This is a genomic window from Methanocellales archaeon (assembly GCA_028715985.1).
Taxonomy (GTDB): domain Archaea; phylum Halobacteriota; class UBA148; order UBA148; family UBA148; genus UBA148.
The window spans coordinates 46,053-65,538 of sequence record JAQUQR010000004.1 but is presented as its reverse complement, the minus strand read 5'-3'; the positions used below and the strand labels follow the sequence as shown (position 1 = coordinate 65,538).

Here is a 19,486-nt window from a genome sequence, read left to right as displayed (position 1 = left end):
AGATATAAGAAGAGATGATAACATCAACGAATCACCCCTTCATAAACGATCTCTGCTGTGCCTTCCAGAAACACGTTAGCGTTGATATAAACCCTCAACAGACCACCTTTAGTCCGGACATTTACTTCCCCGCCTACTTTTCCAAGTCGGTTTGCAATGAATGCGCACGCGGCTGTTCCAGTGCCACAGCTAAGCGTTTCTGCTTCCACGCCTCTCTCATAGGTCCTTATTCTCAGATAACCATCTTCAACCAAGACAAAATCCACGTTTGTCCCCATTGGAAATGCTGGATCGAACCTAATCTTGGGCGCGATATCCATTATCGGAATATCCAAGTCATCCACAAATATGACGGCATGTGGAACCCCCACCTCCAAAGCAAACACTTTGAATCCGGCCGATTCCAACTCCAGGAAGGGTTCTGATACAGGCATATTCACCTTTATCCAAATTTCCCCAAGATCTTTTCTTACCTCAGCCGTCATGTCACCTGCCAACGTTTCTATGTTAATCGTACCTAATAGGATGTGTCCTGCCTCTACAGAATACTTTACCACACAAAAGAGACCGTTTCCACACATCTCGGCCTCACTTCCATCTGAGTTGAAAATGCGCATTCTCAGGTTGGCAAATCTCGACCTGGAGACAAACAGGACGCCGTCTGCACCTATCCCGTAACGTCGATCACAGAATCGTTTCGCAAAAGCACTTTTCTCTGCCTCTGGGATAACTTCTCCACCATATTCGTCGATCAAAATGAAGTCGTTGCCGTTTCCATGTAGCTTGGTAAACAGTATCATCTATCTAAACCTCGATGGAAAAACTTGGTTCGCAAGCAAATCGTCATATGATTCCTCTTTCCTCATCACATCAACGTTACCATCAAGCACCAGCAGCTCAGCACATCTAGGTCTTCCGTTGTATTGCGAACTCATCGAGAAGCCATATGCGCCCACGTCTAGAATCGCAATCAAATCATCCTTTTCGATGTTCGGAAGAAATCGATCTCTGGCAAGAACATCACCAGATTCACAAATGGGGCCCACGATCGTGTATAAGGCGGATGGCTTTTCACCTGCTTTATTTGCAACAATAATCCTGTGATGGGCGTCATACATGGCTGGACGAATGAGAAGATTGAACCCTGCATCCACACCAACGAAGTTCCTATATGCATGCTTCACCGTGTTCACCTTAGCAAGGAGGATGGTTGTGTCTGCCATGATGTATCTCCCAGGTTCCAGGATCAACTTTGGAGGGCTTTCCAAAGCTTTCAGCCCCTCAGCAAATATCGGTAAGATCGCGTTAGCAAGATCCTTTGGCGATGGAGCAGTTTCATCCTCATATGGAATTCCAAGTCCACCACCAAGATCGATGAACTCCAACCGGATGCCGAGCCCGGTCAACTCTTTGACCAGGTCAATCATCTTTTTTGTCGCCTCTGTAAAGGGTGACACATCAATTATCTGCGAGCCAATGTGACAATGAATGCCAACTATCTTGATGTTCTCAGTTGACTGCGCTTCTTTGTAGACTGCAATGACATCACTGGAGGGAATGCCAAACTTAGTCTCTCTCAATCCAGTTGCTATCTTCGGATGAGTGTGTGGCGATACGTCTGGGTTCACTCGGAAGGCAACTTCTGCCTGATGATCGTGCTCATGCGCGATCCCCGAGAGAGCTCTTAACTCGTCCAAGGAGTCAACTGAAACTCTTATGTTGTTCTTAACAGCCATTTCCAGTTCAGCATCGGTCTTGGAATTTCCGTTGAACAATATCTTATCAGAAGGAATTCCCGCCTTGAGAGCACAGTGCAACTCTCCGCCCGAGAACACGTCCGCTCCAGCCCCTTCCTCTGCAAGTATCCTGAGAACTGTCAGATTATAGTTCGACTTGGCGGCATAATATATGTCTGCATTTGGGAAGGCGTCTTTGAACCTCTGATAATTAGCCCTGATTCTTGCCTCATTGGTTACATATAGAGGAGTGCCGAACTGCTCTACCAAGGTAACAGTATCGACGCCACCTAGGACCAGATGAGAGCTCTTAACTTCCAGATGACCTCTAGTCGACATCATTCCACGATCTTTGTGATGTTCATCTCAAGAATGTCCTCTGCCCCTTCGTCTTTCAGTTGAGGGAGGAGAATGTTGACGTCCTTTTTATCCACCACCGTTTCCACCGCATAGTATGTCGAACCATACAATTGGGAGATGGTCGGATTTTTCATGGCAGGTAACAACCCCACAACAGCATCTAGCTTTTCTTTTGGCACATTCATGCTTAGGAGCACCTTGCCACGGGCTGCTATGACTCCCAGAAGCAGGATTTTAATCTCTTCCATTGCCTTTCTTTTCTCTGGATTATTCCATGACTTCTTGTTCGCTATTAGTCTAGTGGAGGACTCAAGGATCGTTCCGATTATCTTCAGCCCATTTCTCCTCAGCGTCTCACCTGTCTCCGTCAAGTCGACGATGACGTCCATCAGCTCAGGTACTTTTGCCTCTGTCGCACCATAGGAATAAAATATCCTGACAGGAATGCCCAATTTCTTAAAATACTCCTTGGTTAGGTTCGGAAATTCTGTGGATACCCTGCTGTTTGGTCTTATTCCCCTCACATCGTTGATCTCGGATTCGATGGGTACAGCGACCACGATTCTAACAACTCCTGCGCCCTGTTTGCTATAGGGCAAATCCGCAATCTCGATCAAATCCGCACCCGATTCAAGAACCCAGTCATAACCTGAGATGCCGAGATCAAAATAGCCTTCCTCAACGTATTTCGGAATTTCCTGAGGTCTCAGTATTTTTACCTTATCGATTCTGGGGTCATCTATGTGTGGATTATACCCCCTGTATGTGGCTTTTACGTCAAGGTCTGCTGCCCTAAAAAGCGACAGTGTCTGTTCCTCCAAACTGCCCTTTGGAAGCGCAATATTAAGCATGATCAATCATATCCCCACATTTCTCATTCGTTCTACTGCCTCTTTGATTTTTTCCATAGAAGTAGTTAGCGAAAGACGTATATATCCTTCACCATGCTCACCGAAGCCAATGCCAGGTGTCACTACAACTCCGGCTTTGTCCAACAACAGATTTGAGAATTGCATAGAAGTAAATCCGCTAGGTACAGGTGCCCAGACATAGAACGTCGCTTTTGGAGGTTCCACGGATATGCCCATTTCCCGCAATCCAGCAAGCAAGAAGTCCCGCCTCTCTTGGTAGATTGCCCGCATTCTTGTAACGCAATCTTGAGGCCCTGTCAGGGCGGTTATACCCGCCGTTTGTACTGCCCTGAACACACCCGAATCTATGTTGGTCTTCACTTTTCCCAAGCCAGCAAGGACCTCAGAGTTGCCAACAGCAAAGCCAAGCCGCCATCCGGTCATATTGTAGGTCTTAGAAAGAGAGTGGAACTCAACTCCGACTTCCATCGCACCCTTAGTCTCTAGGAAAGACGGCGCTTTATATCCGTCATAGGTCATCTCAGAATAAGCATTATCATGGCAAACGATCAGCCCGTTATCGGATGCGAAGTCAACCACCTTTTTGAAGAATTTTTTTTCAGCGATAGCACTAGTGGGATTGTTTGGATAATTTATGAAGAGCATCTTTGCCGACCTAGCTACACTTCTGGGAATCACATCCAGATCCGGCAGGAAGCCTTTTTCAGCCAACAATGGCATGAGATACGGAGTGCCACCCGCGATTAGAGTTCCCATGCGATAGACCGGATAAGCTGGATCCGGAACGAGTGTGACATCCCCGGGATTCACGAATGCAAGAGGAATATGAGCCAGACCCTCTTTTGAGCCTATAAGGGCGAGCACCTGATCCTCTGGATCAGGCCTAACGCCGAAGGTTTTGCCATACCACTGGGATACTGCTTCTCTGAAGGAAATAATGCCTTCGTAGGGGGGGTACCTATGCGTAATAGGGTCTTCAACAGCAGCACATAATGCCCGAATGATGTGTTCTGGCGTCGGCTGATCTGGATCCCCAATCCCAAGATCGATGACTTTTATACCCTGTTTTATTTTTTCAGATTTCAGTTGGTCAAGTTTTGCAAAGAGATAAGAAGGCAGGGTACTCATTCTATGGGCATACATCTCTATTCTCCTAAGAGCGCTGTATAAAAATACTTTTGTAATGCTCAGTAAAGGAAAATTAAATTTAGATAGTATATTTACTAACCTAAAAATCTCAATTCTTGACTTAACCATGGAAACTACAAATATTAATTACCTTTTTTAGCTTCCTAACCAACCAAACCTTTAATAAATATTTAAACCAATATTAAAACATGAAAGATAGAAAAATCCTGAAAATGGGATCGAGTTATATGGTTACTTTGCCCATGGACATCGGTCGTTTTTGGATGGGACGAGAACACTAAGGTAAGGATAACTGGTCAGAAAGCGCTGGAGATAACAGAGGCGTGAAAAGGGTGGTGTTGTGATCGAGAGGATTAAAGTCTCTCAACCACTTCATTTTTAATAATACCCTAATGAGGCAACATTTTGGCAATAGATATATTAAGAAGATTAGAATAAATAGGGATCATTGGAGAAGATACAGAAGGTTAATTAAAATGAAAAAAGTAGTGGCTATTTTGTTTTTTTGCTTTAATTACATGTGCTTTTTCAGGGTGTATCGAAGAGAGGCTGTTTAAGCCTACTCCAACACCCACACCAACTCCTACTCCAACACCCACACCAACTCCTACTCCAACACCCACACCAACTCCTACTCCAACTCCTACTCCTACTCCAACTCCAGCTCCTACACCGAAACCTGATTCAGATGGTGATGGATGGAGCGATGAACAAGAGAGACTTGCAGGAACCGACCCATATAAAAAAGATACAGATGGGGATGATTACTGGGATCCACAGGATCCAAATCCTTTAGATGCCGATATACCTGTATCTCAAATTACAGCTACTCCCACACCAGCACCTACTCCAACACCAACACCAGCTCCAACGCCCCAAGAGGTATCTAAGAATCCAAAAATTGTAGATTTCTTCCCAAGGGAAGGAGAGACATTTAATGGCTTTGAAATTAATGGTGAAATAATAGGTTCTGGGTCCTACAAGGAAGCAGGTATTGATTACTACCCAGAATATGTTCGCTCATATAGTAACTATTGTGTTCGCTTGTATGGGGATAGATTTGAAAGTTTGAGTGATGCTAAAATCGCAATGTCTTATAATATAAATCTACACGCCAAAAGTAAAAATATTACTACTAGGACTAATTTCTCTTTTGATGATTGGTCAGGAGAAAAATATACATGGAAAGTTATCGGTTATGGAGGCTGGGATGGAACCTACAAAATTATAATGGTTGGACATGATGAATACATCATTTGGGCTTATGTAAAAATGGAAGAAGTCTCCTATGCTGAAGAGAGATGCGATGGATTGATCAAATCTCTTATTATCCGATACAAAGAGGCGTTATAAGTAAATAAAAATTTTCAAATCCTTGCGAATCGACATCATCTTTATATATCCTCCATCCCATACACATTCGATTTTAATATGGCTAAAAGATCAAAGAAAGAGGGATGGAAAGCTAAAAAATGGTATAATGTGCTTGCTCCAGAGATGTTTGGTCATGCGATCATTGGGGAAACGCCTACCGATGAACCCAAGAAGCTGATAGGTAAGATTATGACGACCACCTTAGGTGACATGACAGACGACTGGTCCAAAAAGAATATCAATATGCTGTTTAAGATTTATGAAGTAGATGCGAATGGGGCTCAAACTAGATTTATTGGTCACGAAATGGCTCGTGACTATATGAGGTCCTTGGTTAAGAGGAGAACATCCAAGATCGATGCAAACATAATTGCAACCACGCCAGATGGATACAAAGTAAGGATCAAGCCATCTTGTTTTACGGTCAGACGGGCAAGCCACCCTCAGATAAAAACGATCAGGCAAATGATGCATGATATCGTGACTTCTAGGGCAAAAGAACTTGATTTCGCTGCATTCATCCAAGAAATCGTGCTCGGTAAGATTGCATCTGATATCTATAAAGTGGCAAAGGATATTTATCCGTTGCGTAGAGTGGAACTCAGAAAGACAGAGGTTATCTATAGGCCAAAAGAAGTCGTAAAAATAGAAGAGACCCAAGCAACTGGGTAGTTTTTAAATATCAAGCAGAAAGAATAGCTATTTATGGGTATCGCCAGGAAGATACTATTGGTTGTTTTAGATGGTGTCTCAGACCGTCCGATAAATGGGAAAACGCCACTCCTGATGGCTAAAAAGCCGAATTTAGATTTGATGGCAAGTTTAGGCGTCAACGGTATCATGGACCCCATCGCGCCAGGAATCAGACCAGGCTCGGATGTAGCGCATTTGGCCTTGCTGGGATATGACCCCTATAAGGTTTACACTGGTAGGGGACCTCTTGAGGCAGCCGGTGTAGGCATTCACCTCAAAAAAGGTGATATTGCTTTTAGATGTAATTTTGCGACGATTAAAGAGGGCATGGTAATAGATAGACGAGCAGGAAGGATAAGCGATACTACTGAACTTTCAAAAGCGATCCAAGAAGGGGTGCATTTGGATACAGAGTTCATATTCAAGAGATCAACTGGGCATAGGGCTGCAATGGCGCTCAGAGGAGATGGGCTTAGCTCACATGTAACGGCATCTGATCCAAAACATGATGGGGAACCTGTTAGAAGAGTTGACGCTCTTGGACCAGAGGCAGAGAGAACTGCTAACCTCTTGAATGAATTTATTGAGCAGGCAGAGAAGGTTCTGGAGGGTCATCCGACCAATAGGGAGCGTAAAAGGTCTGGTAAGCTCCCGGCGAATACAATACTTATCAGGGGCGCTGGCACTGTACAAAAAATTGAGACGTTTTCAGAGAAATATGGGCTAAAGGGGGCTGTGGTCGCCGCTACTGGATTGATCATCGGGATAGGAAGGATGTATGGATTGGATTATATCGAGACGAAAGGCGCTACAGGAGGCGTGGACTCTGATGTCAGTGCCAAAGTCAAAAATGCCATAAATGCACTAAATGACCATGACTTCGTGCTGTTGAACATCAAAGGCGCGGATGAAGCTGGACACGATGGCCTGATGGAGGAAAAAACACAGTTCATCGGTAAGGTTGATAAGGCTTTGGAGCCAATAACTCGCCTGAAAGACGCGCTAGTGGTTGTGACAGCAGATCATTCAACACCCATAGCGGTAAGAAACCATTCAGCTGATCCAGTTCCAGTAATGATCAAAGGACAGGGGGTTAGAGCGGACGATGTCAGGACTTACGATGAGATAAGTGCTGCCACTGGGGGACTGAACCGCATTCGCAGCATGGACCTGATGCCAATACTCATGGACTTAATCGATCGTACGGAAAAATTTGGGGCATAATCATATAATATAATAAATAAATAGTGGTAGGTACATAATCATATCATACCATATAACATCTAGAGGGGAGTGGTGAAATAGCAGAATTGCTTCGTTCTTTTGTCATGCCAGACAACACGCAGATGGGAGATAGATCGATAATAGTAGAGGGAGATGTTCTAATAGGCAACCATTCTGAGATCAGCTATGGACTTTTTGCGCGCTCCGTCATCATCGGCGAACGAGTGAAAATAGATGGGGACATCGTAGCCGAGGAAGACGTAAGACTGGACCTCTGGTCAAACATAAACGGGGACGTAAGGACGAAGAAGGACGCATACATAGGTGAGCGTACCAATATAAACGGCAAATTGGTCGTGAAAGGCGACCTGGATATCGGAAACGACGTGCATATCAAGGATGATTTTGAGGCGAAGGGCTGGATCGTGATCAGAAACCCAGTACCAGTAATCGTTTACATCATCTTATATCTGGCCGAACTTCTCCGACTTGGAGAAGGAGAAGAGGTCGATAAGATGCTGAGCGAGTTATTTTCTGAGGAAAGCGACGTATTTAACGAACAGGCACTGATCGTGCCGAATGGAACCAAGATCACTCTCGACATGATTCGAATCCCAGAAAAGGCGATCATTGGAGACAGCTGTCGAATGGTAGGCAATATCAGAGCCCATTCGATCAATGTCAAAGATAATACAACGCTCTTCGGCAGCATCAGAGCGAGGGGTGAAATAAGGATAGGACAAAACACCGAGATATATGGCGACTTGATCACAAGAGGGGAGGTGTATGTTGACAAAGGTAGCAGAGTTATGGGCGAGATCAATGCTGATGCCATAATAGTCCATGAAGAGGCCAAAATCGATGGGGCTATGAGAGCGTTAAGAGGGGTGTCCATCATGCGCGACGAAGAGGAGGAGCGTGAGATTGAAGTTACAAGTCAGCTGCTTTTCCATTAGAGCACCATAACAGGTCCTGTTTTTACGCTGACCATTTGAACTCCAAGATTGCTTTAAGGCTCTGCTAATTATCGCGGATAACTCAAAACTTCTCTATGGCAGAGCGCGTTATTTCATGAAATTCTTAAGATGAATTTAATAGGGTTTAAACACAATAATCTAAATCATTATGAAAAGAGGGAACGTTTGGAAATTTGGAGATGACGTTGATACAGATGCTATCATTCCAGGTAGATATCTCACCATCAATGATCCCAATGAGTTAGCAAAGTATGCATTTGAAGGAATACTTCCAGAATTTGCACAACAAGTGAGATCGGGAGACATAATCGTTGCTGGAAGAAATTTCGGATGCGGGTCCTCCAGAGAGCATGCACCACTAGCACTGAAGGGTGCTGGCATAAGCTGCATTATTGCAAAGTCATTTGCCAGAATCTTTTTTCGTAACGCAATCAACATTGGACTGCCAGTGCTTGAGTGCGATGAAGTCGATCAGATTGAAACGGGAGATCATCTCAAGGTGGACCTCGAAAAAGGCATGATATGGAACCAGACGAAAGATGAAAAATATCCTGCCACGCCACTACCAGAGTTCATAAGAAAAATAATTGAGCATGGCGGATTGATAGGATATACGAAAAACATATTAGGAAAATCACATGACCACGTATAAAGTACCAGTCATAAGCGGAGACGGCGTTGGTCCAGAAGTCATCGCAGAAGGCAAGAAGGTGCTCAGCGCCGCAGCAGAAGTTCACGACTTTGAGGTAGAGTGGGTCGATTACCCCCATGGAGCCAATTACTATTTAGAAACGGGCGAGCTAATATCAGAGGATACCTTAAGAGAGCTAAAAAAATATAAGGCGATATACCTTGGCGCAGTAGGCGATGAAAGAATCAAGCCAAGCATTTTGGAAAAGGGCATCCTGCTCACCATAAGATTCTACTTGGACCAATACATCAATCTCCGCCCTGTAAGGTTATTGGAGGGCGTCTGGACACCCTTGAAGAACAAGGGACCTAAAGAAATTAATTTCAAAGTCGTAAGGGAGAACACCGAGGACTTCTATATTGGAGTCGGGGGCAGGGCGAGAAAAGGGCTCAATAAGTATGAGTTGGATATCATAAGAGAGTTGTACAGCGTTAAATTCGGACTTGATATCGATTCCGACAGCGACGAGATAGCGTATCAAGTCGGAATGATCAGCAAGGAAGGCACAGAAAGAGTTGCTCGCTATTCGTTTGTGCTGGCTCAGAATAGCAAAAAACACCTCTCTAGCGTAGATAAAGCAAACGTGATACCGATGTATGGGTTCTGGAGAGAGATCTTGGAGAGGATAGCAGTTGATTATCCTGACGTCAAGGTCGATTTCAACTATGTGGATGCCATGGCAATGTGGTTCGTTAAGAATCCAGAGTGGTTTGATGTCGTGGTGACGCCAAACATGTTCGGCGATATTCTAACTGACCTCGGGGCGATGATCCAAGGAGGCATGGGGCTAGCTCCCGGAGGTAACATCAACCCCCAAGGAACGAGCATGTTTGAGCCGATTCATGGCTCTGCTCCAAAATACGCTGGAAAGAGCAAAGCAAATCCCATCGCTACGATATGGGCTGGAGCAATGCTTTTGGATTGCCTGGGAGAAAAAGAGGCGTCGAATACAATAGTAAGGGCAATAGAGCAGAGCATAAGCAAGGGCAACGTCAAGACCTATGACATGGGAGGCTCATCCAAAACGTCTGACGTGGGAGATGAAATTGCAAGGATAGTCCTAGAAGCCCCAGTAGGGTAGGGGATATCCTTTGGGCCTGCGGTAATCTGCAGAGAGCCTAAGACCTGGGTTCAAATCCCAGCTGGGGCATATTGGAAAGTTATGTTATGGTATGGATAACACTATTTAGCAGTGTTCAAAAGATTCCTTCTGCTTAACCCTTACATTTTAAGGTTTAAATAATCACATACTCTTCACATAAGGTTTAAATAATCATATACTCTTTACACAATATACTCTTTACACACATTTTCTAAAATCAAGAAAGAGGTATTAAATGCTATGTAAATGGCGATCAAGCCGATAACTATGCTGCCACAATTATGTAAGAAGAAGTTCTGCGAAAATCGATGTCAAAAAATCACCCATAGTTTGTTGTTCCAAAGAATAAGTAAATGTAAAATAATAATGACAAATAGTTAAAACAATAATGACAAATAGTCTAATATATAGCCAGTCTGATGATGATATTTGATGGTAGTAATTGAGTGATAAGACCAAAAACACGACCAAAATTAAAAGGCTAGAAAGACAAAAGGATGGGTATGAAATGACAAAGAATCAAACTGACGGCACTATCATAAATCAAAGTGATGGGCCCACAATAGATGACAAGCTCATCCAGCAGTACAAGGACATATTCTCCGCTTACATTGAAAATGGAGATGGGTATTCTCTATATGAGCTTTCAAAGTTGGTCCGAATGTGCATGGAACAGAGCTTTGGTCCTGAGAGACTGCTTGATTTGCATTTTTCTGTCGTAAGCGAATTCATGGAGGAGAGAAAGAAAAAGATTCCAGATTTAGTGAAAAGACTTGCAACTTATGACCTGATCTACTGTGAGCTTATTAAAGGGCTAAGCGATAAGGTAAAGGAATCGATGAAGGCACTTCAAAAGAGCGAGCAATACATTCGCTCCTTGGTTAGCTCAATGGATGATTTGGTTTTCGTCATTGGTATGGATGGCACTTTTAGGAACTATTACCAACCTTCACGTGAACGGGATTTATATGTCCCTCCAAGCGAATTTCTTGGAAAAAATTTCAAAGATTTGCTTCCACCAGAGGTCTCTCAATTACTGCAATCCGCTATGAAGCAAATTGAGATCTCGGGCGAGACCCAGCAATTTAGTTATGCCTTAGAAATAAAAGGTAGGAGGTCATGGTACGACGCAAAAATCTCACCCATCAGAGACCAATCGGGAGTCGTTACAGAGGCTATAAGTGTAGTTCGAGATATCACCGATCGCAAGCATGCGGAAGAGGCGTTAAGCGAGAGTGAGAGGAGCTACCGTCTGCTAGCCGAGAACGCTTCAGACGTTATTTGGACCGTGGATTTGGACATGCGTCTCACCTATGTCAGTCCTTCTGTTACCCGCCTGCTGGGCTACAGTGTTGAGGAAGCTATGGCCAACACTATGGAAGAAGTATTTACACCTGCCTCGTATGAGCGTGCCGTGAATGCTCTTGCAGAAGAACTTGAAATAGAAAATAGGGATCAAAAGGACCCGAACAGGTCGCGTAAGCTGGAGCTGGATTTATGTCGTAAGGATGGGTCTATAGTTACAGTTGAGGGTAATTTTAGTTTCCTACGTGAACCTGATGGGCATCCTGCCCAAATTTTGGCGATAGTCCGGGACATCACCGAGCGCAAACAGGCGGAGAAGACACTTAAAGAAAGTGAGGAGAAGTATCGCTACTTAGTGGAGTCTACCGACGATAATATATATTTGTTAGATAGAAATTGCAGGTTTATCCTCGCGAACAATAGGTATCTGTCAAGGCTTGGCGTGCCAAGAGATCAAGTCATTGGTAAGAGTTATGGCGAAATCCATCCTGCAGCATCAACGACGGTTAAGGCCGTGGAAGAAGTATTCAAAACAGGCAAGTCCATCAATCATGAACACAGGAGCCACCGAAACGGTAAATGCTTCCTCCAAACTTTTAGTCCTGTTAAAGATCCAAAAACAGGCAACATAATTGCAGTAACAGTGATTTCCAAAGACATCACAGGGTACAAGCAGGACGATTTCCATCAAAAAGGTTGAAAAAGAGAGGCTTTTTCACCAACATTTCCTGTGAATGTTTCAGTAAGTTTCAGTAGATCGCCCCCTATGTCTATAAAAAAACAGGAATACCTGCGCCGTTTTTGAGAGTTGCATAAGCAGAATAAATAGCATAGCAATGATGAGCAGAATAGATAAATAGATACTTTGAGTTGACCCGATAATTTTTCTAAATTAATTTCCTGACTTCCTCGCTTTTAAGTGCTTCTTCTCCGTGGGCATCTTTGATATGGTCAAGGATGCCAATCTTCTCTACACCGCAGAAAGGACAAAGATAAACATTTTTATCTGCCCCTTTTCCAGGGAACAACTGCTTGTACATGAGAGCGAGCCAGAGCAAAAAGGGTAATGCAACCCTGAAGGTCCCTGATAGGAAAATAACGAATATGGAGTAAAGCTCACCCTTGGGCGGGAGCAAGAGATAAACATAAGAGATTTGCAATATCACATGAAATATAAAAAGTATGAGAATGCCAATAATCACCCCTTTTAGAAAAATCTTTGATGGAAGATATAAGCGGTAAGCTCTACTAAAAATCTTTGGCGTATTGGTCCTTGGTAAAGCCTTCTTTTCCAAACAAAGATTAGTTGCCAACATCAAAGCGACAAAAGGGGGAATGCAACTTCTGATTCCTTGAGAATAGATGAAATCCTGAGAGGGGTTTGAAGATATCTCAATTCCAACAATTTCAAAATATGCGGCTGTTATCCTTAATATCAACGAGAAATAAGCTGAAGCAAATGGCATCCATAGGATATAAAGAACAGTGGACAAAACGAGGAATTTAATCAGGAAAGGGAGATATTTACCACTGCCACTTTTCTTTGGTTTATGAAGCGGAAATCTGCCCTGCTTAAAACTTTTACAAAAAGAGGTGACTGAGGATATGCTCCGCCGAATTATTTTAAAGAACATTTGTGAATTCACTCCTTTGGCACCTCTACCACCCTATCTCGCCAGATTAGAAAGAGAAGAACAACGAAGACTATTAGGAAAACCTGCCAGAGATAAGCATGAAAGAAATCAAGCAAAGAAGGCATAAAAATACCAACCAACGCAGTGGAGACTAACCTGACCAACGTAATTCCATATAATATTGGGATGCCAACCATTCCTATTGCTTTTTTCCTTAAATCCGTTGGATATGCAAATATGACCGAACAATAAACGATGATGGAAAAAATCCCAGTGCACTCACCAATTACGTCGATTGAAACATCATTCATCAGAACAAAAGTTCCATTTGATTTGGCAGGTAACCCAAATAAGTTCAGTAAAAAAGCAACCAAGGAAGCAGTAAAAGACCTTTGGGGTATTTGCTCTTCGAAAAAGAAGAAATAAGCGAAGTTTAGGATGAAACAGAGAATCAGGAATAATAAGATCGTTTTCAATATTTCTTTTTTTGCCTCTGACTGCCCTCTAAGGTATTTAAACTCTCTTTTTTTCCCCATATAAGCCACCGCATAACCAGCCCCTATCTGTCCATTCCAAGTTCCTTTCAAAGGGCCCGCTCTTAATCTTGACGTTCTCTCTAACTCTCAGCCAACATTTTCTGTCCGCAAGCATCAAAAGGATGCAAAATCTTACTTTTTTATCTTATCGTTATAAACTCCCTTCCATCCCATCATAAAAACGATCAGGATATAATAAAATCACTGTGAGTGAAATATTTCGTATATCTGAGCTGCCTTTTTCTTCCCAATTCCATGTACCTCTTGCAACTCCTCTTGAGATGCATTTACGATATTCACAATCGAGTGGAAATGATCCAAGAGACGCTTAGCCAGAGAGTCCCCGATCAAGGGTAATCCAGCCAACAGAAAGCACCTACTATCCTTTACAGGCAGATCAATTCTCTTTCTCTTCCGATACCATCTTGATTCTGGTATTTTAACGTTCTTACCATCCTCCTCCCTTTCCACCACCGTCTTCAAAAAGGCATAAAAAGCCTCATCATTCTCCACAACCAATAAAGGGGTGTCATAGACGAATAGTGTCTCAAGCTGAGCACCCATCATGCTCGACCAAAATGCCTGTAATGCCCTCTTGGGATACATCGGCGGGATAAAATCCAGATAGTTTTCGAAATCTCCCTGTATCACAAGTATGCGACGTTTGATCTCATACCCCCAGATTTCATCGATTTTCAGGAATCTGAGAAGCTGCTCCCAAAGCCTGTTCGATCTGACAGAGTTCACGAAGTCTGCGGAAGTTTTCCGCTCGATTACAACGGCACCGTCAACGCCAACTATCAAGATGTCTCCGATTGGAAGCTGCACTATCTCTAACTCGCATATCTGCTTTACAAAATCAATCACCCTATTGCCTTCCCTATGATCGATGAACACCTTAATTTCTGACAATTTGTATCCCATTTATTACTTTTACTTCTCTCTTTTTATTTCTCCCCTGCATACTTGGTCCAAATAGTTCTACTTAACGTGATATCAGATCGCCGGAAATCTGAGACTCACTGAGGAGGCGAAGTCACTAACTATATATTAGTGTGCCTCTTCTGTCCAGAAGTCCGAGCATAGGGGATTATGACCGTGTTCGGTTCTAAGTCTGCTCTGATGGAGCTTTTCAACATAAGAGCTTTCACCATATCTAACATATAAATGTTAACAAATACCCACACAACACGCTTATAGACCAAAGCCTGCAATTCTACCCAGCATTATCGACATCAACTCTGGACTTTATTCATATTTTTCATCGAAGTGTTCGAAAAATGCTGTAGGGTGTTGTCAAACCCAGGATAAAGCCTTTTGTGACCAGTCAGAACAGAAGATGACATTTTTAGGTATGCCCTTTTACCAGCATTCCATTCATCATTGGAGGCTCTTGATCAAAATCACCAAATTCAACTCCCGTCTAGCTCGCAATCAATATATCTACGTATGTTGATAGAAGTGGTAACTAAAATTTATCCTCAGATCTCATTTTCTTATGTCATGGTACTTTAAAATGGCTTGCATCGAATAGCCATCAAAACGATCTTTATCTTGACCAAACGCTTATTATGGTGGATAAACGCCATAGTTATGTATGAAAAATAAGGGAAAACGGATCATCTGGCCCGCTAACATCGATGGGACCAAGTCCAAAGGCCAAGGTAGAATTATTTCAAAAAAAGACTCCGTCCAATCGCCGGAACTAGATGAAATTAAAAGGTCTGCCGAAATGTTAGGTCTCAATCCAGAAATGGAGCCGGATAAAGCATATCCAAGATCTTGGTGGGAATTCAGAGGAAGAGTGCTCGTCGACGATAAAGGGTCAAAATCCTCAATCGCGAGGAAGATAGCGGATAACATTAAAAAATGGAGAGTGAACTAATAAATTAAAACTCAGATAACTTTTTATTCCTCGCTCCCCTTGATGCAACACTTTCACTACGCAGCAATCCGATGGTCATAACCACCATGTCATCGGATGCTACGCAGGGAACAGCATTGCTATCAATGTAACCTAGCAGTGCATCTCTCACCCGTATCATGGTCTTCACAGTAGGATCTTGTCTATCGTTTTCTATGTTGGAGATGCTTGAGCAACAGATCCCTGTAAGGGCTGCAAGCTCCTTTTGGGTTAATCCAAGAGTTTTTCTGATATTTCTGAGGCCTTTTCCATACAGGCTCTCCAAGCTCAGAAAACGATGGCAAATGATTTTTGCTTGGGTCATCACATCACGACACGAATACATATCCCTTTTAATAATACAAACTTTCGGTGCGGTGCAGGAGAGATGCAAAAGATTAAAATCATATGAAGTTCAAGTATGGATTGGGATGGGTAGCATGTAAGTCCACATCACCTGCTACACTATCAAAGTGTGACAAATTGGGAAATCTGATTGGCATTGCGCCAGGAATCCCATCGCCTGCCCATCCCATTTGGCTTATGTGATATCATGATAGATTTGCATACACATACCCTTTTTAGTGACGGAGAGCTGATACCCAGCGAGTTAGTTCGGAGAGCAACAGTTCGCGGATATACCGCCATCGGACTGACTGACCATGTGGATTTCACGAACATAGAGTTCGTATTAAAAAATTTGAAGCAAGCGAAATATCTCGAAAAAGAGCTGAATGTTCATGTGCTAGTGGGAGTTGAGCTGACACATATACCTCCAAATAAGATAGAAAAGCTGGTCAACAAGGCGAAACAACTTGGCTCAGAAGTGATAGTAGTTCACGGAGAAACGATTGCGGAGCCTGTCATTCTGGGAACCAACAGTGCCACTGTACGCCTAGAAGGCGTGGATATTTTAGCTCACCCTGGATTCATCTCAATCGAGGATGCGGAAACAGCCAGTAATAATGGCGTCTATCTGGAGATAACTTCTCGTAATGTACATGCCCTAACCAATGGCCATGTTGCAAAGATTGCTAAGGAAACGTCTGCAACATTAATAGTTTCCACAGATGCGCATGGTCCAGAAGACCTTGTAACAAAGGAGAGGGCAATAGATGTCGCCAGAGGTGCAGGCCTAGATAAAGAAGATGCCGATAGAGTGGTCAGCGCCAACTCCAGAAAATTATTAGAAAGGATTATAGGTTAAATCTATTACGAAATCTTTATATATAAAGATCATACCTCATATATAATGATTCCGAAAAGATTTTTGGTAGGTATTCACTGAGAGATGAAGCTATGTACGCTTTACAAGATGAACAAATGGAAGAGACCAAAAGGTCGAATGAAATAAAAAAAGGACGCAAGGGTCTGGGCGAATACGAGGAAACCAAGACGGAATGCCCGGAATGCGGAAGCACTCAACTTGTGCATGATTATGAGAGAGCCGAGCTAATCTGTGAAGAATGTGGTCTCGTCATCGAAGAGGACTTCATAGATATGGGACCTGAATGGCGAGCCTTCGATTACGATCAACGAATGAAGCGTTCCAGAGTAGGAGCACCGATGACCTACACCATACATGACAAAGGGCTGAGCACGATGATCGACTGGAGAAACAGAGATTCATACGGTAAGTCGTTATCATCGAGGAGTAGAGCCCAGTTGTATAGACTGAGAAAGTGGCAACGCAGAATAAGAGTGAGCAACGCAACAGAGCGTAACTTAGCTTTTGCGTTATCAGAATTGGATAGGCTCGCATCAGCCTTGGGACTTTCCAGAGATGTTCGAGAGGCTGCTGCAGTTGTTTACAGGAGGGCAGTAGACCAAAATCTGATCAGAGGTCGCAGCATTGAGGGAGTTTCAGCAGCCTCATTATATGCAGCCTGTAGACAATGCAACGTGCCCAGAACATTGGACGAAATATCAGAGTTCTCACGAGTTGGAAGAAAGGAGATCGGGCGCACTTACAGATTCATATCAAGGGAGCTTGGACTTACTCTCATGCCGACCTCCCCCATAGATTATGTTCCAAGATTCGCATCAGGTCTAAATCTGAAGGGGGAGGTACAATCCAAGGCAGTCGAGATCCTAAGACAGGCAGGAGAGAAAGAGCTGACCTCAGGAAGAGGGCCGACAGGTGTTGCAGCAGCAGCTATCTACATCGCATCCCTTCTTAGCGGAGAAAGAAGGACGCAAAGAGAAGTAGCAGATGTGGCAGGCGTTACTGAAGTCACGATAAGAAACAGATACAAGGAGTTAGCAGAGGAGCTTGGCATTGAGATCATCCTATGAGCCGGGGATGGCAAGGTATGCGCCATAAACAGGAATTGCGACAAGTAAACATCCTAAAACCGAGCCCATCGCTACTGCTGACCACGCATACCATGGCTTCATACCAATGATCCTGCCGATAATAGACCCTATCACGGCATTGGTTCCATTGAAGGGAAGCGCTATGAAAAGTGCGATACCTAAAAAGGCTAATCTACTGATAAAAGGATATTTTTTCAAATACTCTCGCCCTTGTCTCTCTGCTTTCGAGATCAGCTTGCCCAGAAAGGGAATTTTTAGGGCTATATCAAAGTTCAACACCATAAAAAGGCTAGTAATTAAATCTACGAATACGACTGCAATCATGGCTTCCCATAGGCTTAGGCCCAATCTCAAACCGAAGGGTATCGCCCATAGCCTACCCAACAGGGATGTAGGCGGAAAGAAATAGCTTAGAACTACACCACCAAATTCAAAAGAATCAGTCCAGATGATCAACAGGGCAACAATGCCTGCTATGCCGAATGGAGCGAAGAACTTAGCGAGAGTTAACCAAGCATACTCTGACTTCTCGACAAAATACTCTTTCCGTTTAGATAGTTTTATCAGGTCCATGTACCAAGTCCACAGGTCTTGATTTGTTTATATCATCTTACAACACCATACATAATATTAATTATCTGTGAGTTAAGCAATGTTTTATCCCCATCAGATACTTAAGAGGAAAGATTTTTCTACAGTGCCATTTCAGTTTATATAACATGGTAAGCTTAGAGTTTGGAGGCAGGATAGCAGAGCCAAGCGTAAGGCGAGTAGATGACATGAAAGAAGTCATCTACGATAAAAGATGGTTGAAGAGCGCTGGAAATCTTGACCTGTATTATATGTATAGAGACCTGTCCCTGAGCAGAAGGGATGGGGAGATCATAAAAAAAAATCACCTGAGATATGATATCACTATAATCCCACCACGTGTTTTAGGCGTGGAGTATGTGAAAACAATCGGACATTATCATCCCCCTTTGCCAGATGCAAAACTGTCCTATGTAGAGGTCTATGAAGTGCTTAATGGTGAGGCGCATTATCTGTTGCAAAAGTGCCAAAATGATGATGTCAGGGACGTCGTGCTGATAAAGGCTGAAAGAGGGGATAAGGTGATCATACCGCCCGATTATGGCCATGTGACCATAAATCCCTCCAACAAAGAGCTTCGAATGTGCAACTGGGTTGCCCGCGATTTTTCATCCATCTATGAGCCAATAAAAGAAAAGGGCGGGGCTGCCTACTTTGAGTTGGTTATCGGATTCGTAAAAAATGAAAATTACGGAAATGTGCCAGAGCTACGGTTTCTGGAGCCTACAAACTTCTCAGAGGTCGGGCTGAGGAAAAACAGGGAAATGTACGGATTGATAAGGGAGGATCCGGCGCTGCTGGAGTTTCTGACCAAGCCGCAGGATTATGGGTGGTTGTTTGAGAGAGTTCTGGGGGATGAGTGAAAGATTTTTCTTTTGTATAGGGTTTTGTTTACAAAAGTTATAAAGGAATGATTGGTGAGTCTGATACAAAGTTCGGATTCAATAATCTTTTTTGTAAGCAAAAAATGACAGATCATCCATTTCACAGAAAACGACAGAAAAAACCAATAGCAATTAAAAA

The 19,486-nt window shown here is 43.3% G+C and carries 22 protein-coding genes and 1 tRNA gene; 13 read left to right on the top strand and 10 right to left on the bottom strand.

Annotated elements, in window-relative coordinates; translation table 11 throughout:
- Positions 1-23: 23 nt before the first annotated feature.
- The 5 genes from dapF to PHI74_05035 all read right to left on the bottom strand — a co-directional run bounded on the left by dapF (position 24) and on the right by PHI74_05035 (position 4,740).
- Positions 24-800 (bottom strand): diaminopimelate epimerase, encoded by a 777-nt coding sequence (gene dapF / locus PHI74_05055; protein ID MDD5485370.1) that lies wholly within the window; start codon positions 798-800, stop codon positions 24-26.
- Positions 801-2,078, bottom strand: coding sequence for a diaminopimelate decarboxylase (gene lysA / locus PHI74_05050; GenBank protein ID MDD5485369.1), 1,278 nt, complete (start codon positions 2,076-2,078; stop codon positions 801-803).
- Positions 2,075-2,947: an ATP phosphoribosyltransferase gene (gene hisG / locus PHI74_05045; GenBank protein ID MDD5485368.1), complete on the bottom strand. Its 873-nt coding sequence runs from the start codon at positions 2,945-2,947 to the stop codon at positions 2,075-2,077. Before hisG ends, lysA begins: the two co-directional genes overlap by 4 nt.
- A gap of 6 nt (positions 2,948-2,953) precedes the next feature.
- Entirely contained in the window at positions 2,954-4,111 is a 1,158-nt protein-coding gene (locus tag PHI74_05040; protein ID MDD5485367.1) for an LL-diaminopimelate aminotransferase, read from the bottom strand.
- Positions 4,112-4,584: 473 nt separating this feature from the next.
- Complete coding sequence (locus PHI74_05035; GenBank protein MDD5485366.1) at positions 4,585-4,740, bottom strand: hypothetical protein; 156 nt, start codon at positions 4,738-4,740, stop codon at positions 4,585-4,587.
- A gap of 445 nt (positions 4,741-5,185) precedes the next feature.
- On the opposite strand from PHI74_05035, the gene PHI74_05030 reads away from it, so the two are divergent.
- The 8 genes from PHI74_05030 to PHI74_04995 all read left to right on the top strand — a co-directional run bounded on the left by PHI74_05030 (position 5,186) and on the right by PHI74_04995 (position 12,183).
- Positions 5,186-5,470, top strand: coding sequence for a hypothetical protein (locus PHI74_05030; GenBank protein ID MDD5485365.1), 285 nt, complete (start codon positions 5,186-5,188; stop codon positions 5,468-5,470).
- A 78-nt stretch (positions 5,471-5,548) separates the two neighbouring features.
- Positions 5,549-6,163: a 30S ribosomal protein S3ae gene (locus tag PHI74_05025; protein MDD5485364.1), complete on the top strand. Its 615-nt coding sequence runs from the start codon at positions 5,549-5,551 to the stop codon at positions 6,161-6,163.
- Between the two features lie 33 nt (positions 6,164-6,196).
- Positions 6,197-7,408, top strand: a complete 1,212-nt coding sequence (locus PHI74_05020; protein ID MDD5485363.1) for a 2,3-bisphosphoglycerate-independent phosphoglycerate mutase — start codon at positions 6,197-6,199, stop codon at positions 7,406-7,408.
- Between the two features lie 104 nt (positions 7,409-7,512).
- Positions 7,513-8,364, top strand: coding sequence for a hypothetical protein (locus PHI74_05015; GenBank protein ID MDD5485362.1), 852 nt, complete (start codon positions 7,513-7,515; stop codon positions 8,362-8,364).
- A 169-nt stretch (positions 8,365-8,533) separates the two neighbouring features.
- Positions 8,534-9,037 (top strand): 3-isopropylmalate dehydratase small subunit, encoded by a 504-nt coding sequence (locus PHI74_05010; protein ID MDD5485361.1) that lies wholly within the window; start codon positions 8,534-8,536, stop codon positions 9,035-9,037.
- A complete protein-coding gene (locus PHI74_05005; GenBank protein MDD5485360.1) occupies positions 9,024-10,157 on the top strand; it encodes an isocitrate/isopropylmalate dehydrogenase family protein in 1,134 nt (377 codons plus the stop codon). Before PHI74_05010 ends, PHI74_05005 begins: the two co-directional genes overlap by 14 nt.
- A tRNA-Arg gene (locus PHI74_05000) sits at positions 10,143-10,226 on the top strand. Before PHI74_05005 ends, PHI74_05000 begins: the two co-directional genes overlap by 15 nt.
- Positions 10,227-10,686: 460 nt before the next feature.
- The gene (locus PHI74_04995) at positions 10,687-12,183 is read left to right on the top strand and encodes a PAS domain S-box protein (protein MDD5485359.1); all 1,497 of its coding nucleotides are present in this window, start codon (positions 10,687-10,689) and stop codon (positions 12,181-12,183) included.
- 187 nt (positions 12,184-12,370) lie between these two features.
- Here the strand turns inward: PHI74_04995 and PHI74_04990 are convergent, their stop codons facing one another.
- The 3 genes from PHI74_04990 to PHI74_04980 form a co-directional block, all read right to left on the bottom strand.
- On the bottom strand, positions 12,371-12,949 hold the full coding sequence (locus PHI74_04990; GenBank protein MDD5485358.1) for a hypothetical protein: 579 nt from the start codon (positions 12,947-12,949) through the stop codon (positions 12,371-12,373).
- 176 nt (positions 12,950-13,125) lie between these two features.
- Positions 13,126-13,653, bottom strand: a complete 528-nt coding sequence (locus tag PHI74_04985) for an archaeosortase/exosortase family protein (protein ID MDD5485357.1) — start codon at positions 13,651-13,653, stop codon at positions 13,126-13,128.
- 201 nt (positions 13,654-13,854) lie between these two features.
- A complete protein-coding gene (locus tag PHI74_04980) occupies positions 13,855-14,577 on the bottom strand; it encodes a helix-hairpin-helix domain-containing protein (protein MDD5485356.1) in 723 nt (240 codons plus the stop codon).
- A gap of 673 nt (positions 14,578-15,250) precedes the next feature.
- On the opposite strand from PHI74_04980, the gene PHI74_04975 reads away from it, so the two are divergent.
- Entirely contained in the window at positions 15,251-15,538 is a 288-nt protein-coding gene (locus PHI74_04975) for a signal recognition particle protein Srp19 (GenBank protein MDD5485355.1), read from the top strand.
- A 4-nt stretch (positions 15,539-15,542) separates the two neighbouring features.
- On the opposite strand, the gene PHI74_04970 is transcribed toward PHI74_04975, so the two are convergent.
- Complete coding sequence (locus PHI74_04970; GenBank protein ID MDD5485354.1) at positions 15,543-15,881, bottom strand: helix-turn-helix transcriptional regulator; 339 nt, start codon at positions 15,879-15,881, stop codon at positions 15,543-15,545.
- An 83-nt stretch (positions 15,882-15,964) separates the two neighbouring features.
- Here PHI74_04970 and PHI74_04965 point away from each other — a divergent pair, with 83 nt between their 5' ends.
- From PHI74_04965 to PHI74_04955, 3 genes are all read left to right on the top strand, one after another.
- Positions 15,965-16,105 (top strand): hypothetical protein, encoded by a 141-nt coding sequence (locus tag PHI74_04965; protein MDD5485353.1) that lies wholly within the window; start codon positions 15,965-15,967, stop codon positions 16,103-16,105.
- A gap of 4 nt (positions 16,106-16,109) precedes the next feature.
- The gene (locus PHI74_04960; GenBank protein MDD5485352.1) at positions 16,110-16,763 is read left to right on the top strand and encodes a histidinol phosphate phosphatase domain-containing protein; all 654 of its coding nucleotides are present in this window, start codon (positions 16,110-16,112) and stop codon (positions 16,761-16,763) included.
- A 92-nt stretch (positions 16,764-16,855) separates the two neighbouring features.
- On the top strand, positions 16,856-17,851 hold the full coding sequence (locus tag PHI74_04955; GenBank protein MDD5485351.1) for a transcription initiation factor IIB: 996 nt from the start codon (positions 16,856-16,858) through the stop codon (positions 17,849-17,851).
- Here PHI74_04955 and PHI74_04950 read toward each other — a convergent pair.
- Positions 17,846-18,445: a small multi-drug export protein gene (locus PHI74_04950; protein ID MDD5485350.1), complete on the bottom strand. Its 600-nt coding sequence runs from the start codon at positions 18,443-18,445 to the stop codon at positions 17,846-17,848. The genes PHI74_04955 and PHI74_04950 overlap by 6 nt on opposite strands.
- Before the next feature lie 146 nt (positions 18,446-18,591).
- Here PHI74_04950 and PHI74_04945 point away from each other — a divergent pair, with 146 nt between their 5' ends.
- Positions 18,592-19,326: a glucose-6-phosphate isomerase family protein gene (locus tag PHI74_04945; GenBank protein ID MDD5485349.1), complete on the top strand. Its 735-nt coding sequence runs from the start codon at positions 18,592-18,594 to the stop codon at positions 19,324-19,326.
- Positions 19,327-19,486 lie beyond the last annotated feature (160 nt).